The organism is Dorea amylophila (assembly GCF_025567265.1).
Taxonomy (GTDB): Bacteria; Bacillota; Clostridia; order Lachnospirales; family Lachnospiraceae; genus Dorea_A; species Dorea_A amylophila.
Map to the genome: position 1 here is coordinate 138,859 of NZ_JAOQJW010000005.1, position 15,018 is coordinate 153,876.

Sequence of the window (15,018 nt, forward strand, 5' to 3'; positions counted from 1 at the left end):
TTTAGCCCTCCTTGGAACCTGTTGATATTACACCCTCTACGATCTGTTTTGAGAAGAGTGAATAGATAATAATGACCGGAATTGTTACCATTGTGATAACTGCAAGGGTCTGTCCTGTTGTTGTGTTATCATTTGATGTAATCGCATTCAGACCAATCTGTGCAGTCAGAAGATCACTGGATGTAAATACAAGTGACGGCCACAGATAATCATTCCATACATTCAGGAATGTAAATACACTAACCGTTGCCACTACACTCTTTGACATTGGAAGAACCATAGTAAAAAAGTATTTTACCGGTCCACAGTGATCTAACTGTGCTGCCTCATATACATCATCCGGAAGTCCCAGGAATACCTGACGGAACAGGAAAATGTTAAACGGATTCACGATCATTGGAAGTACATATCCAAGCACCGTATTCAGAAGTCCAAGTTTTGCAATGATCAGGAAATGTATCGTAATGATCGTCTCCATCGGTACGATCATCAGAAGCATAATGATCAGAAGCCAGCGTTCTCTGAATGGAAAATTAATCTTAGCCAATGCATATCCTGCCAGTCCATTTACAATTACACCAAGTACGATCAATATTGCTGCATAGAACAAGGTATTACACATATATCGTACAAATCCTGTATTTGTTAATACAGATACATAATTTTCAAAGAAATTGCCGTTCAATGCCGGTGGAATGAATGCCGCCATACTGTTCATATCAGCAGTGATTACCGCGTCTGGTTTGAATGAGTTTGCCAGCATCCAGATAACCGGGAACAGGAACAACAATGATACGATCAGAAGTACGACCGTCAGTATCCAATTATTTCTTTTTTGCTTTTTTGTTAACATTCTGATCCTCCTTATCTCTTGTTGCGATTGTCTGGATCACGGTCAGTATCATTACAAAGAATGCGAATACAATAGCCATTGTAGATGCCAGTCCAATTTCCCAGTTAACAGTACCTGTTTCATATATATCATACACAACCGTATACGTTGAATTCGATGGTCCTCCTCCGGTCATAACCATTGGCTGTACCAACATACGGAATGCTCCGATCGTAATCGTAATTAAAACGAACACACACAATGGTTTCAATTCCGGCAGGGTAATGTCCTTGAATTTCTGCCACGGTGTTGCATGGTCCATCTCGGCCGCTTCATAAAGTGCCGGATTGATTGCCTGGATTCCTCCCAGGAAGATAATCATCTGATATCCCATTCCCTGCCATGCACTCATGATCGCGATGGATGGAAGTGCCTGACTGGCACTGTTGATGAATGGCTGTGCATCAATTCCAAAGAAAGAAAGGATTGCATTCATAATTCCTTCCGGGCTGTAGATCTGGATCCACAGTGTTGACACAACAGCAAGTGACATGACCACCGGAACAAAGAATGCTACTTTGAAATACTTCTTACAATGCGTCACTTTATTAATCAGAAGTGCCAGCACAAGCGCTCCAATTCCCTGCAGCGGAACAATAATGATCACAAACTTTACGGTATTAAAAAATGCCTGTGAAAACACATCATCTTTAAAAATCTGAATATAGTTGTCCAGTCCGACAAAATGCGTCAGTCCCGGATTTAAAGCAAAGAAATCAGTAAAACTGAAAATCAATGTCAGGATCATTGGCAGGAATAAAAATATCGTAAGTAACACAAGTGCCGGTCCAAAAAACGCCATTCCCATAATGGATTCTGTTCTTTTCTTCATTATTTCATCACATAACGCTTTAATTTTGCGTTAATCCTTTCTACAGATTTATCCAGTTCTGTCTTCGCATCTTTATCGGTAAGCACCGAATTTTCCAGTACTTCCTGTACCGATGCACTAACCTGTGGATATACAGGTGTTTTTGATCTTGGATGTCCATATTTACTGAGCTGATGATATAAGGCTTTATAATTCTCATCTTCTTCAAAAATCGGACTGCTCTCAAACGCTTCATATGTAGATGGGAAACTCTTACTTTCATCCCACAGGCGCTTTCCACTTTCTACACCACTCATCCACTGTACCAGCTTTGTCGCACCTTTTAGTTTCTTCGTCTTTGATGATGCCGCAAATGCCCAGGAACCGGTTGGTGTATATCTTCCGCCATCCCAGTTATCGGATACTACATATGGTGCAACTCCAAGGTTTACATCCGGATAGTTATTATAGATTGTATTTACTTCCCATGCCCCGTCGAACTTAAATGCTGCTCTTCCGCTTTCGAACAGGTCTGTGATCTGTACTTTAGACATATATCCATTATCCAAAAACGATTTAAAATAATTCACTGTTTTCAGATTCTCTTTTGAATTGAATACACCGTTCACCTTCAGTCCATCTTTACTTACAAAGTCACCGCCATTTGACCAGAAAAACGGTGCATAATAATAAATCGTAGCTTCTCCTGTCGGGAAAGTCATATCCAGCGCATAACCTTTTTTCTTCTCTACTACCGGCTGTACTTTCTTTAACACCTTTGTGAATTCACTCCATGTCCATGGGTGATCTGCATCTGGAACTTCTACACCCGCTTCTGCGAGAATATCTTTGTTATAATAAAGTCCCACGCTGGATTCCATTGCTCCAAGCGCATAGAGCTTGTTATTATACGTTCCCTGCTGAATAATGGAATCCAGATACACGCTCTTTTCTTCGTCTGTTAATTTTGCAAGCGGCTGGATAATTCCGTTCTCTGCATATGCCGCTATATTAGGGCCATCAACAGTAAGCACATCCGGCAGATCTCCTGACATCACGGATGCATTGATCTTATCCGAATAGCCTCCACCACTGTCATTTCGTGGAATAAATTCAATATCTGCAAAATATTTCCCATCATATTTCTTATTAAATGCATCTACAGATTTCCTGTAGCACTGTCCTTCTTCTGTGTCTTCGATTGAATGTACCCAGATAGAAAGATATTCTTCGCCTTTGTCATATCCCTTTACTTCTCCTGGTTGCGGCTGTTTATCTCCACACCCCGTCAATGCCATTGCAAAGAATGCTGCCAGCAGTACCCCTACTGTTCGTTTCTTCATAGCTTTCTCCTTTCAGATTCACGATTGCGTAACCAGTTAAGTAACCGGTTACTTTATATGTTCATAATACTATCCAGAGTCTTACTTGTCAATAGATTTCAAAGAAAAAAGTTACCGGTTACTTAACCAATTATTTTTCATTTGATTTTTTTCAATGCACTTGCTATACTGATAATATACATTATAAGGAAGAGGATTTACATGAAACAGAAAAAAGTAACTTTTGCAGATATAGCCGCTTATACAGGCTTTTCAAAAACTACCATTTCCAGATATTTTAATAATCCGGATTCTCTGACTCTTGAAAATCAGGAAAAAATCACTCATGCACTGGATGTCCTTGGATACCGGGAAAATAAGCTCGCCAAAGTACTGGCTAATGGAAAAAGTGAATTTGTTGGAATTATCATCCCCAACCTGTATCTTCACTATTACTCTGAGATGTTAAACCAGTTACTTTCTACTTACGAAAAGTATAATTATAAATTTCTTGTATTCATTGGAAATAATAAAAAAGAGATTGAAGAAAAATATATTCATGAACTGATGGCTTATAAGATTGAGGGACTTATTGTCTTAAGCAATACCATTTCGTCTGAAGAACTTGCTTCTTATAAACTCCCGGTTGTCACGATTGAGCGGGAATGTGACCATGTCTGCAGCGTGTCTACAGACAACTATCTGGGTGGTGTTCAGGCAACCAGTTTGTTGATACGTAATAACTGTGATGTCATTTTACATATCAATTCCATATTTTCTGATACCCTCCCGACTTATGGGCGTATTCAGGGATTTGAAGATATCTGTAATGAGCATCATATTACTCACGAACTGATCCAAAGAAATATGGGAAACACTTATCAGGAAACTTTAGCTCAGCTAAAGAATATATTTAATGAAATTGAAGAGAAATATCCGGCACAAAAAAAGGGAGTCTTTCTTGCGAATGACACTTATGCCAGTATGTTCCTGAACCTGATATTCCAGAAATACGGAAAACTTCCGAAGGATTATCAGATTGTCGGATTCGATGATTCTCCTATTGCAAGCGAAGCTATCCTTCCAATCACAACCGTTGGACAGCAGATTGAGAAAATTGCACAGACTGCCATGGAGCTTCTGGTTCTCCAGATGAATGAAATGAAAAAAAGAAAACCAACTCCTTTAAAAGAGCCGGTTCATAAACAAATTACGCCTGTATTGATCCGACGTGATACTACGGAATAATACCGGTAGTGAGCAAATGATAAATTCCCTGAAGTTTTATTATTCACTTCAGGGAATTCTTTTGACAAATTCTATATTTGGCTTTTTAATTTCTCAACCACTTTTTGAATTATGTTTATATCTTCTTCTAATTCATCTGCTATCTGTTCTGTTGATTTTCCTTTTTTCAATTTCTTCTTTATTATTTTTTCTAAGAGTATCCGCTTTCCAATTTCGATTCCATCCTGTCTTCCAATCTCGATTCCGTCCTGTCTTCCAATCTCGATTCCATCCTGTCTTCCAATCTCGATTCCATCCTGTCTTCCAGCCTCATACTCTGCTTTCCGCAGTTTCTTTTCTTCAAACTCTTTGTCATATTCATAGATGCTCACTTTGATCACCTCAGTCTTATTCTTCAATAAAAACTCTGCCAGGATTCCTTCTTCTATGCATTCGTCAACTGCTCTCGTAACTGCTTCTTCTAAAGAGACATCCTGTTTCGCCGCATATTTTCTTACTCTGGCGACATACTGTGCATATTCCTTTAATGTTCTACAATGTTCCATCAAATCTGAACTGTGGCCATCATTCACATTCAGCATAGTCACTCTTAACTCCAGATCTGGATTTTCTGTTGGATTCTCGTATGCAGAAGATAATCGGAACTCACTACGATCTTCTACTTCTTTTGTTCCATTATAAAATACTAAAAATCTTGGCGTTGGTATCTTTTGTATCACAGTTGAATATAATGATTTCCGAACCACTAATCGTTGATACTCATCCGCAATATAAAACAAATTTCTAAGTGGAATATTCGGATTATACGTTGACTGATGTTCATATAAATATAAATTCATATCCATGATAAACGCCAGATCATTTTTCATTCCCATATAAATCGCATTTTCCAATGTAACAACCTGCAACTTTTCCGGATCTGTGTACTCTCTTCCATTCACCGCATTGTACAATGATAACAAATTCTCTTTGTCATGGTACAACATTCTAAAAATTGTATCCTTGTACATCCTTTTTGCCTTTAACTGCCGGTTATTCACCTGATACTTTTGATTACGTCTTTTCTGACTCTTTCTTTTCGCCATATTCTGTTTCCTCCTGTATGCAGGAGGATGTCTTTTTACTCTTTCAGCCATCTCCTGCTTTTTTACAATTGATTGGTATGAAAGCATAGATTTCTGAAATAAAATTAGATTATAGATGGTATATGTCCGTTTTTATATACCGTTGATTTTTTTGAAATATGCTTTGGTACATATTAACATATCAATAAATATTAATCAATGTATTTTTTACTATTTCCTTTTTTGATAATGTTAATCACCTTAGCAATAAGGTATTACAAAATAATATTTTTTTCTTGTTTCAATTCTGTATACAGAACTTTTTGTATCCCATGAAACATAATATAATCCCGGAATAATTTTTTGCGTATCAACATCCACTATTTGCTTTTGTGTTTCTTCATTCTTTTGATATACTATTTCTTTTTTAACTTTTGGAGCAGACCATCCAAAATATACAATATAAATACGTGTACCATTTTCACATTTATGCCGGCGTGCTGGTCCTAACTCGTATAATTCATCAAAAGAATTTACACTCTGCCTCGTTACTAATCCATCTTTCATGAAGGCAATTGGTCCATATATATACAAAAATACGATTCCAATTATGAGCAAACATAATATTTTGATTTTATTATTCTTTAACATGCGGCACCTCCTAAAACAGAGTATATTTTTGAATATAGCTCCTGTTTTTAGATTAGAATAACATTCCTTATTTTATTTTCAATATGTAATTTAGAAATGCTCAATTTTTATAAAACTTCTACAACTCTTTCATCTTTCCAAGAATCTTCTGAGTAAAATGCTTCATGATTGCATTATATAATCTCATGTTCTGCTCTTGCTTTATCTTCCTTTCTCACCAGAATTTCATATTCATATGCCTTATTCTGATCTACTCCGATACTTCCAAATTGGGATCTCTTCGTTCCTTTTCCCTGAAAAAGCCACTCTGAGTCCTGATTTCTTACTTTATGTTTGTATGGAATCTTCGCTAGATCCAGCGCATCCCGGATCTCGTTGAACCGCTTCATGTCATGTCCGATATAGATAGATTCTGTCATTAATTTCATAGGCCGATCCTCTTTTCGTAATTTCTTAATTTTGATTATACTCTATTCTTTTGGGCGATTCTATAACAACTTTCTTAATATTTCTTATCTTGATACAAGCAAAAAGCTGCCCTGTACTTCTACAGCAGCAGCCTTTCACCATTATCCTTCAGCAGCTTTTTCGTTCTGTATCTTTTCTTCCCACGTCTGCATATACTTCACCTCTGTCTTCTCACTTGCTCTGATCTGACAAACACGTCTATGCATTTCTTGAATCCGTCTACTTTCGCATGCCCCTGACACTTCATCTGTACTATGTTGCATATACTTCAAAAGTTCTATCAGCTCTGATGGTACCAACTCTGGATGTTCCCCTCTGGTATTTAAAAATATCCTCGTTGCTCCATCATCCAGTTTCAATTCCGGGATCTCCTCACATTTCATCTGAAATGTGTAACGATATAAGCCATATCCAAACAAATCAAATGGCGTAATCATCACAACCAGGACTTCATTCAACAAGTTGAAATCAGCGGCTCCCGGTGGTAATGGTTTACTGTCAATGATTTGTCCAGCAAGTTTAATTCTTTTAATGATCTTCTTTGGTCCATAAGTAGCTCTCCTCTCTTATACAGGTATGTTCCCTGTAAAGAAGAGCTGTTTATCTTTATGGATATGATAACACAGAGTTTATATATATACCAGTATATACAGTCAACTTCTTTTATCAGGCATGCATTATCTGTTTGTTGTATTGTTCATTTTGGATTCTTTCCCGATTATCTGGGTCTGAAATAAATGAATGGTAACTATAAATACAGTGCAGATATTAGAATTCATCTGCGTATCGATACAATAACATGCCTGATTTTTATTTTCAATACGTGGTTTAGAAATGCTTAATTTTTGTGAACCTTCTACAACTCTTTCATCTTTCCAATAATCTCTTGATAAAAAGATTCTTGATTTCTATTATTCTCCAAGTCTTCCAATATCACACCATCTTTCAGCAGAATCAGCCGGCTACAATAACTTGCCATCTGTGGGTCATGTGTAACCATAATGATTGTCTTTCCCATATGTTCATTAATATCCTTCAACGCATCAATCACAGTCTTCCCGGACTTTGAGTCAAGATTTCCGGTCGGCTCATCCGCAAAAATAATCTCTGGATCATTTATTAATGCTCTGCAAATGGCAACTCTCTGCCTTTCACCTCCTGACAGTTCGGCCGGCATCTTTTTTTCCAAAGTCCTAATTCCGAATTTATCCATTAACACTCTCGCTCGTTCCTTTTTGGAATCATCTACTGTTTTGCTGATATAGAAAGGCAACATAATGTTTTCAAAAACATCTAAACTATCCATCAAATAAAATTCCTGAAATACGAAGCCTAATTCTTCTCTTCGTATTCTCGCAAGTTCTTTATCTGACAGTTTTGATATTTCATCTTTCTTGTATAAAAGTGCCCCATCTGTTACAGATTCAATGAGCCCCAGAATTTTCAAAAGTGTCGTCTTTCCACTTCCTGATTTTCCCATAATTCCTACAAATTCGCCATCCTGTACATTCAAATTAATACCCTTTAACACTTTAAACTTACCGTAACTTTTCACAATTTTCTCTCCGCTGATCACTTCCATATCTTTTCCCTTCTTTCACTCTGAATTTGCTGATTAGCAAGTCTCCATCCATACTCTCTCAATAAGATAATGTACCCGGCCTGGAATAATAACAGTTCAAAAAATGTTATCAACACCTGTTTTTTCAAGAGCCAATCAACGTTCCATGTAATATAACTCAAAGCACCACCACTTATTACAATCGAAAGTATAAATGCGATCCATAAAGAAAGCGAAAGTTCCTTTTTCACATTTTTCTTTATTTCTTTGGTCTCCATGCCTATTTTTTTCAAGAATCCATATTTCATACTTACATTAGAAATGTCTGACCATATTTTTATAGATAAAATCATTATTCCACTAATAATCAAAAATGCACCAATACAAATGTAAAAGATAAGAGTTGTCAGGTCATCCGATCTGTCTTCTTTCATCAATGAGCCTTTATAAAAACCAATTATCTCATATTTCTTTTCACATACTTTTAATTTGCCCTCATCAATCACCGTCTCTTTTTCTGTTTGCTGCGTCATAATAACCGTATTCTTTTTCTGCAAAGATCTAAGCATATCAAAATCACTATTATTCATAACCAGAATTCGTATAATATCCGACTGTTGAGCAACAAATAAAACTTCTTTCTCTTCTTTTTTTATCGCAAATTTACACATTCCTGTTGCTGTTTTTAAATAAACATGTTTATCCTGAAACATGTTTTCATCGTCTTGTTTTGATTTTTCCAGAACTGCCTTTACCTCTCCCTGTTTGATATGCTCTTTCTTATTCTTCGTAAGTTTGTTATAGGAATCCTCCGAAATACCTACATATTCCCCTCCATCATTGCTTATGAGCGGAATATACGCATATTCATCTATTTTTTCATCTGGTTCTTTTATAACCTTATGAATTTCGTCTGTATATTTTTCTTCTGTCATACATACATAATTATATGGATATTTCCATAAATACTCGGAAGAAAGATTACCGTATTCTATAATATTGATATTTACAATCACCCATACAAATACATTAATAATAAAAACAATTAAAATTATATTTTTATTTTCTGAAAATCTGTGATACAACGTTTTTAGCGTAAGAATATGTCTGTCATACCATTTTTCTTTCTTTTTCACCCATCGCAATATAACATTTCCCAAATAAGTAAACCAAAGATATAATCCGATCAGCGAAAAAAGAACTCCATATTTCATACGTGGATATGTCATAGGAACCTTCGAAAAAAGAATAATTGCAGACACAAAACAGATCAGCCCTGCAATCGCACCTATCACGCTTGCTTTAACAGACGGAACCGTCCCCCTTTTCTGTTCCGTATTCAAAAGCGAAGCCAGTGAATTGTTTTGAATTTTTATTATATTCATGATTACGGCAATGCACAAAATAACACACATATAAAAACATGTACTTCCAATATTCTTTAGAAACCAGCATGGATCTTGAACTGTTTGAATCCCTTCTTTTCTGAATATAGACTGAAGAAGAATTACAAAAGGCGTTCCCACTACACACCCAATCAGCCACGAAATACCACATATAATCCCATATTCCAGAATTATCATCCGGATAATATCTTTCTTTTCTTCTCCGAATACCATAAACATTCCATAATCTTTGATTCTTATCCGGCTATAATTGCTTACTGTATAGCTGATCAAAATCAGACCAATAAACAGCAATATATACATGTACGTTTGAATCGCAACTCCTTGTTGCGACCGAACCCTTTCTTCCATACTCATTGTTCCAAGAACCAATTCTTTAACTCCCAGAAACACGAATAATATAATTGCAACTAAAATAGTACTCATAAAACATACAATACTATTACGCACATTCTTTTTTAATATTTTCAATAATACTTTCATATACTATTCCTTTAAGGAAAAATGTTTCCCCATCTTTTGTCATCTATTCTCAACTTCTATCTGTTCTCCTGCCGGTCTGTTCCTTCTTGCTCCAACCAGATACAGAATCGCCGGAACAAAATCAACAATAATCCCAACAATCATAAGTGGAAAGTCCGACGCTTTCAAAAATGCTTTTCCTGTATCTATTGCAATAATAATTTCATTGCAATATATTAACAGATTAATAATCATATAGATAGAACTACCTACTGTTAACTGTTTTATTTTTTCCGTATTATTACAGTTTGCTTCCCCATAATGTCCCAGATACCACATGCCGATTGAATAAGCAAGTATCCATAACTCATGCATGCGTTCTCCATTTAAAAAGCAAATATTAATCAAGGAACCTACAATCCCACAAAGTCCAAATATCTGAAAATATATCGAAGTCGCTCTAAGCAATTTCCGTCCTCCCGGTGCTCTGCTTCCTCCTACAGAATAAATCAGATCATCACAGAATTCATGAACCGACTTTCCCAATACTGTTTCAAAATCTTCATTACGCTCCTGTGCTTCTTCCGCCATTCCCGTAATATCCTCAACCATCTGATTTATTTCTCTTTCCGTAAGTGGAAATGTCTTTATATACTTACGCATCTTCCGGATCATTCTTTTATTTTTCTTCGTTAACATAATCTACTTCTCCTTTTTCAAAATTCTATTTACTGATGATTGTACTTCCGTCCAACATTTAATAAATTCCTTCAAATATGCCTGCCCCTCATCCGTTAGTGAATAATACTTTCTTTTCGGTCCAAGCGGCGAAGACCGTAATTCTGAAGAAATCATTCCTTTCTTTTCCAATCGTACAAGTAATGGATAAATACTTCCCTCTTTTACATCTTCAAATCCGAATTCTTCTAATGTTGTTACAATCTCATATCCATATGTAACTGTCTCGGATAAAATCTGTAATATACATCCTTCTAAAGTTCCCTTCATTAATTGTGATTTATCATACATGTTCCCACCTACCTTGCATACTATAGTAGTTCTTAACTATATTGTATCACATAGTAGTTGTTTGTCAAGTAATTTAAGAAGCTTATTTTGAAACAGAATATTTGACACTGAAAAAAATATTTTTGTATCTACAAAACCTGCCATCAGCAGCTTCTTCCGAACGAATGGCGATAAAAAACCGCAGATGCAAGCTTTTCAACTTACCTCTGCGGTTTTTTACAATATAGTCTTTTATTCTCTCTCTTTATAATGATGCGCATCCTCCAGCATCATATCTTTCACCTTCATCAGACGGATCTGGGTGCTTCGTTCATTCTCATCAAGCTTCATCGTAATATACTTGATATTCTTCTGCGCTTCCGGAATGATCACATGCTCCAGGGCGTTGACACGTCTTCTGGTCTTCTCGATCTCAGCCGCCATAAGCTGGCAGGCTTTTTCTGTCTCTGCAAGCTTTAGCATATCCGGAAGGATATCTGCAAGAGATTTTACAGCTCCGTCCAGATCACTGGATGTAAATGCAAATCCATACGAATAAATATCATTCGCATCGGCGGTTCTTGTCTTTGTCTCGAATACAGGAATGTCTACACTCATGACATTCTTCTGTCCGACTTCCAGATCCACCTCCTGCTTCGGCGCCATCAGTGCCGTGTTCAGGGTTGCTTCGTCCATTCCGGCTTTGGCTATGACGAAGTTCTTATTGGCCGAACGGATACCCGCTTCTACCTTCTCCCGAAGTTCCATGTTCACTTTTACCAGATCCAGGAACTGACGCATCAGTTCGTCTCGTTTATCTTTCAGAAGTTTGTGACCTTTTATGGCTGTGACCAGTTTCTTCTTGGTTCTGGTCAGTTCCATACGGGTAGGGGTTACCTGGGTTGACGCCATAGTATCACTCCTTTCTATACTTTTTTATACCGGACGCCATGCCGGCTCGAATCTGCTTCGCATAACTTACTATTTACCATAGTATAAATCCAAGAACTTATCATCAATTCGTTTCAACTCTGATCTTGGCAGCATAGACAACAGCTTCCATCCGATCTCCAGTGTCTCTTCAATCGGTCTGTCGGTATCGTATCCTTGTGATACATATTCTTTTTCAAATGCATCTGCGAATTTCGCATATACCAGGTCAATATCGGTAAGAGCTGCCTCTCCTAAAATAGTCATTAATTCTTTCGCATCTTTTCCTCGCGCATATGCCGCAAATAACTGGTTCATGGTATTTGCATGATCGGCTCTTGTCTTACCTTCTCCGATTCCCTTATCTTTCAGACGGGACAGGGATGGCAATACATCGATCGGCGGTTTGATACCTTTACGGTACAAATCACGGCTTAAGATGATCTGGCCTTCGGTGATGTATCCGGTAAGATCCGGGATTGGATGCGTCTTGTCATCTTCCGGCATGGTCAGGATCGGAATCAGTGTGATACTTCCCTTCTTGCCATTCTGTCTTCCGGCTCTTTCATATAACGTTGCAAGGTCGGTGTACATATATCCAGGATATCCACGGCGTCCCGGTACTTCCTTACGTGCGGCAGATACTTCTCGAAGCGCATCTGCATAGTTGGTAATATCTGTCATAATTACCAGTACATGCATGTCTTTTTCGAATGCAAGATACTCGGCTGCTGTCAGTGCCATACGAGGTGTAGAAATACGCTCGATTGCCGGGTCATTTGCCAGGTTGACGAACAGTACGGTTCTGTCGATGGCACCTGTCTCTTTGAAAGATTCTACAAAGAAGTTCGACTCTTCGAATGTGATACCCATAGCGGCAAATACTACGGCGAACTTCTCATTGCTTCCTCGTACTTTTGCCTGTTTTGCGATCTGCGCTGCCAGGTTGGCATGTGGAAGTCCGGATGCCGAGAAGATCGGAAGTTTCTGCCCACGAACCAATGTGTTCAGTCCGTCAATAGCCGATACACCTGTCTGGATAAACTCTTCCGGATAGCTTCTTGCCGCCGGGTTCATAGGCAGACCGTTGATATCACGTCTTTCATCCGGCAGGATCTCCGGTCCCCCGTCGATTGGGCGGCCCAGTCCGTCGAAGACACGTCCAAGCATATCTTCCGATACACCAAGCTCCATGCTTCGTCCGAGAAAACGTACTTTACTGTTACTTAAGTTGATACCCGTGGCACTTTCGAATAACTGCACCAGTGCATCATTTCCATTGATCTCCAGAACCTTGCAGCGGCGCTTCTCACCGCTTGCAAGCTCAATCTCACCTAATTCGTCATAGGCTACATTTTCAACGCCGCGTACCAGCATCAGAGGTCCGGCAACTTCCTGTATGGTTCTATATTCTTTTGGCATAATTTAGAAGTCCTCCTTCCCGAATGCAGCCGCAACTTCCTTGTCCAGTTCTTCTTCTACATTCTTATATTCACTTTCGATATCGGCGTCTGTTGTATATTTATAACGGCCGATCTTTTCTCTTACCGGCATGGCGATCAGTGCATTCATGTCCGCACCCTTGTTCAGTGCATCGACAGATTTCTCATAAAATGCCAGTACCAGTTTCATCATCAGATACTGCTTACGAAGCGGTGTGTAAGTGTCAATCTCGTGGAAGGAATTCTGATGTAAGAAGTCCTCACGGATGGATCTTGCCGCTTCCATCTTCAGACGGTCGGTCGGTGACAGGGCATCCATACCTACCATCTGTACGATCTCATTTAACTCGGCTTCTTCCTGAAGGATTGTCATCATCTTCTGACGGTCTTCCATCCAGTCCGCTGCCACTTCCTCGTTGAACCAGTTTGCCATATTGTCAACATACAGTGAATAACTGGTCAGCCAGTTGATGGCTGGGAAATGTCTCTTATACGCAAGTGCGGAATCCAGTCCCCAGAATACCTTTACAATACGAAGGGTTGCCTGTGATACCGGTTCGGAGATATCACCACCCGGAGGAGATACCGCTCCGATAACGGAAAGTGCACCTTCTCTTCCTTCTTTACCAAGGGATACCACATGTCCGGCTCTTTCATAGAACTGCGCCAGACGGGAACCTAAGTATGCCGGGTAACCTTCTTCACCAGGCATCTCTTCCAGACGTCCCGACATCTCTCGAAGTGCCTCTGCCCAACGGGATGTAGAATCTGCCATCAGCGCTACAGAATATCCCATATCACGGAAATATTCTGCGATCGTGATTCCGGTATAGATGGAAGCCTCACGGGCTGCAACCGGCATATCCGATGTATTTGCAATCAGCACGGTCCTTTCCATCAGAGACTGTCCGGTCTTCGGGTCTTTCAGTTCCGGGAATTCATTCAAAACATCGGTCATCTCATTACCACGTTCTCCGCATCCGATATAGACCACGATATCTGCCTCTGCCCACTTAGCCAACTGGTGTTGGATAACTGTCTTGCCGCTTCCGAAAGGTCCCGGAACAGCTGCCACACCACCTTTGGCGATTGGGAAGAATGTATCGATAACACGCTGACCGGTTACCAGTGGTTTTACCGGCGGCAGCTTCTTCTGATACGGACGGCCCTTTCGTACCGGCCATCTCTGCATCATCGTCAGTTCTTTGTCACCTTTTTCGGTAGCGATCACTGCTACCACTTCTTCTACGGTAAATGTTCCGGCTTTGATCTCTTTTACCGTTCCTTTTACTCCATAAGGAACCATGATCTTCTGCTGTACAACGATGGTCTCCTGCACAGTTCCGAGTACGTCACCTGCTTCGACCTCATCGCCGGCTTTTGCGACCGGTACAAATTCCCATTTCTTATCACGTTTTAACGAAGCAACTTCCACGCCTCGCTTTAAGTTATTTCCGGAGATTTTCATAATGTCATCCAGCGGTCTCTGGATTCCATCGTATATGCTTGTGATCAGTCCGGGACCAAGTTCTACTGACATTGGTACTCCCATAGACTCTACCGGCTCTCCAGGTCCAAGTCCTGATGTCTCCTCGTATACCTGGATGGATGCCTCATCTCCGTGAATCTCTATGATCTCTCCGATCAGACGCTGGCTGCTTACACGTACCACGTCAAACATGTTGGCGTCACGCATACCTTCTGCAATGACCAGCGGTCCTGCTACTTTTTTAATCGTTCCTGTACTCATACG

The 15,018-nt window shown here is 39.2% G+C and carries 15 protein-coding genes; 1 reads left to right on the forward strand and 14 read right to left on the reverse strand.

Annotated elements, in window-relative coordinates:
• Position 1: 1 nt before the first annotated feature.
• Genes OCV72_RS04520 through OCV72_RS04530 form a run of 3 tightly spaced genes read right to left on the reverse strand, consistent with a single transcriptional unit; the run spans position 2 to position 3,046 of the window.
• Positions 2-853 carry a carbohydrate ABC transporter permease gene (locus OCV72_RS04520; RefSeq protein WP_055282172.1) on the reverse strand — a complete coding sequence of 284 codons (852 nt, stop codon included), beginning with the start codon at positions 851-853 and terminating at the stop codon, positions 2-4.
• A complete protein-coding gene (locus OCV72_RS04525) occupies positions 825-1,724 on the reverse strand; it encodes a carbohydrate ABC transporter permease (RefSeq protein WP_006428715.1) in 900 nt (299 codons plus the stop codon). The genes OCV72_RS04520 and OCV72_RS04525 overlap by 29 nt, the downstream gene beginning before the upstream one ends.
• A complete protein-coding gene (locus tag OCV72_RS04530; RefSeq protein WP_055282174.1) occupies positions 1,724-3,046 on the reverse strand; it encodes an ABC transporter substrate-binding protein in 1,323 nt (440 codons plus the stop codon). The genes OCV72_RS04525 and OCV72_RS04530 overlap by 1 nt, the downstream gene beginning before the upstream one ends.
• A 201-nt stretch (positions 3,047-3,247) precedes the next feature.
• Here OCV72_RS04530 and OCV72_RS04535 point away from each other — a divergent pair, with 201 nt between their 5' ends.
• The gene (locus tag OCV72_RS04535; protein WP_055282176.1) at positions 3,248-4,273 is read left to right on the forward strand and encodes a substrate-binding domain-containing protein; all 1,026 of its coding nucleotides are present in this window, start codon (positions 3,248-3,250) and stop codon (positions 4,271-4,273) included.
• Positions 4,274-4,344: 71 nt separating this feature from the next.
• On the opposite strand, the gene OCV72_RS04540 is transcribed toward OCV72_RS04535, so the two are convergent.
• The 11 genes from OCV72_RS04540 to OCV72_RS04590 form a co-directional block, all read right to left on the reverse strand.
• The gene (locus tag OCV72_RS04540) at positions 4,345-5,358 is read right to left on the reverse strand and encodes a FliH/SctL family protein (protein WP_055282178.1); all 1,014 of its coding nucleotides are present in this window, start codon (positions 5,356-5,358) and stop codon (positions 4,345-4,347) included.
• Positions 5,359-5,598: 240 nt separating this feature from the next.
• Positions 5,599-5,988 (reverse strand): hypothetical protein, encoded by a 390-nt coding sequence (locus OCV72_RS04545; RefSeq protein WP_055282179.1) that lies wholly within the window; start codon positions 5,986-5,988, stop codon positions 5,599-5,601.
• Between the two features lie 173 nt (positions 5,989-6,161).
• The gene (locus OCV72_RS04550; RefSeq protein ID WP_055282181.1) at positions 6,162-6,416 is read right to left on the reverse strand and encodes a hypothetical protein; all 255 of its coding nucleotides are present in this window, start codon (positions 6,414-6,416) and stop codon (positions 6,162-6,164) included.
• A gap of 141 nt (positions 6,417-6,557) precedes the next feature.
• Complete coding sequence (locus OCV72_RS04555; RefSeq protein ID WP_055282184.1) at positions 6,558-6,917, reverse strand: hypothetical protein; 360 nt, start codon at positions 6,915-6,917, stop codon at positions 6,558-6,560.
• Between the two features lie 395 nt (positions 6,918-7,312).
• Positions 7,313-8,038 (reverse strand): ABC transporter ATP-binding protein, encoded by a 726-nt coding sequence (locus OCV72_RS04560; RefSeq protein WP_055282186.1) that lies wholly within the window; start codon positions 8,036-8,038, stop codon positions 7,313-7,315.
• Positions 8,029-9,906 carry an FtsX-like permease family protein gene (locus OCV72_RS04565; RefSeq protein WP_081020998.1) on the reverse strand — a complete coding sequence of 626 codons (1,878 nt, stop codon included), beginning with the start codon at positions 9,904-9,906 and terminating at the stop codon, positions 8,029-8,031. Before OCV72_RS04565 ends, OCV72_RS04560 begins: the two co-directional genes overlap by 10 nt.
• A 39-nt stretch (positions 9,907-9,945) precedes the next feature.
• Positions 9,946-10,584 (reverse strand): hypothetical protein, encoded by a 639-nt coding sequence (locus OCV72_RS04570; RefSeq protein ID WP_055282190.1) that lies wholly within the window; start codon positions 10,582-10,584, stop codon positions 9,946-9,948.
• Positions 10,585-10,587: 3 nt separating this feature from the next.
• The gene (locus OCV72_RS04575; RefSeq protein WP_006428722.1) at positions 10,588-10,914 is read right to left on the reverse strand and encodes a PadR family transcriptional regulator; all 327 of its coding nucleotides are present in this window, start codon (positions 10,912-10,914) and stop codon (positions 10,588-10,590) included.
• Positions 10,915-11,145: 231 nt separating this feature from the next.
• Complete coding sequence (locus OCV72_RS04580) at positions 11,146-11,805, reverse strand: V-type ATP synthase subunit D (RefSeq protein ID WP_055282192.1); 660 nt, start codon at positions 11,803-11,805, stop codon at positions 11,146-11,148.
• 69 nt (positions 11,806-11,874) lie between these two features.
• A complete protein-coding gene (locus OCV72_RS04585) occupies positions 11,875-13,245 on the reverse strand; it encodes a V-type ATP synthase subunit B (RefSeq protein ID WP_055282194.1) in 1,371 nt (456 codons plus the stop codon).
• 3 nt (positions 13,246-13,248) lie between these two features.
• Positions 13,249-15,015, reverse strand: coding sequence for a V-type ATP synthase subunit A (locus OCV72_RS04590; RefSeq protein ID WP_022416411.1), 1,767 nt, complete (start codon positions 15,013-15,015; stop codon positions 13,249-13,251).
• Between the last annotated feature and the right edge of the window lie 3 nt (positions 15,016-15,018).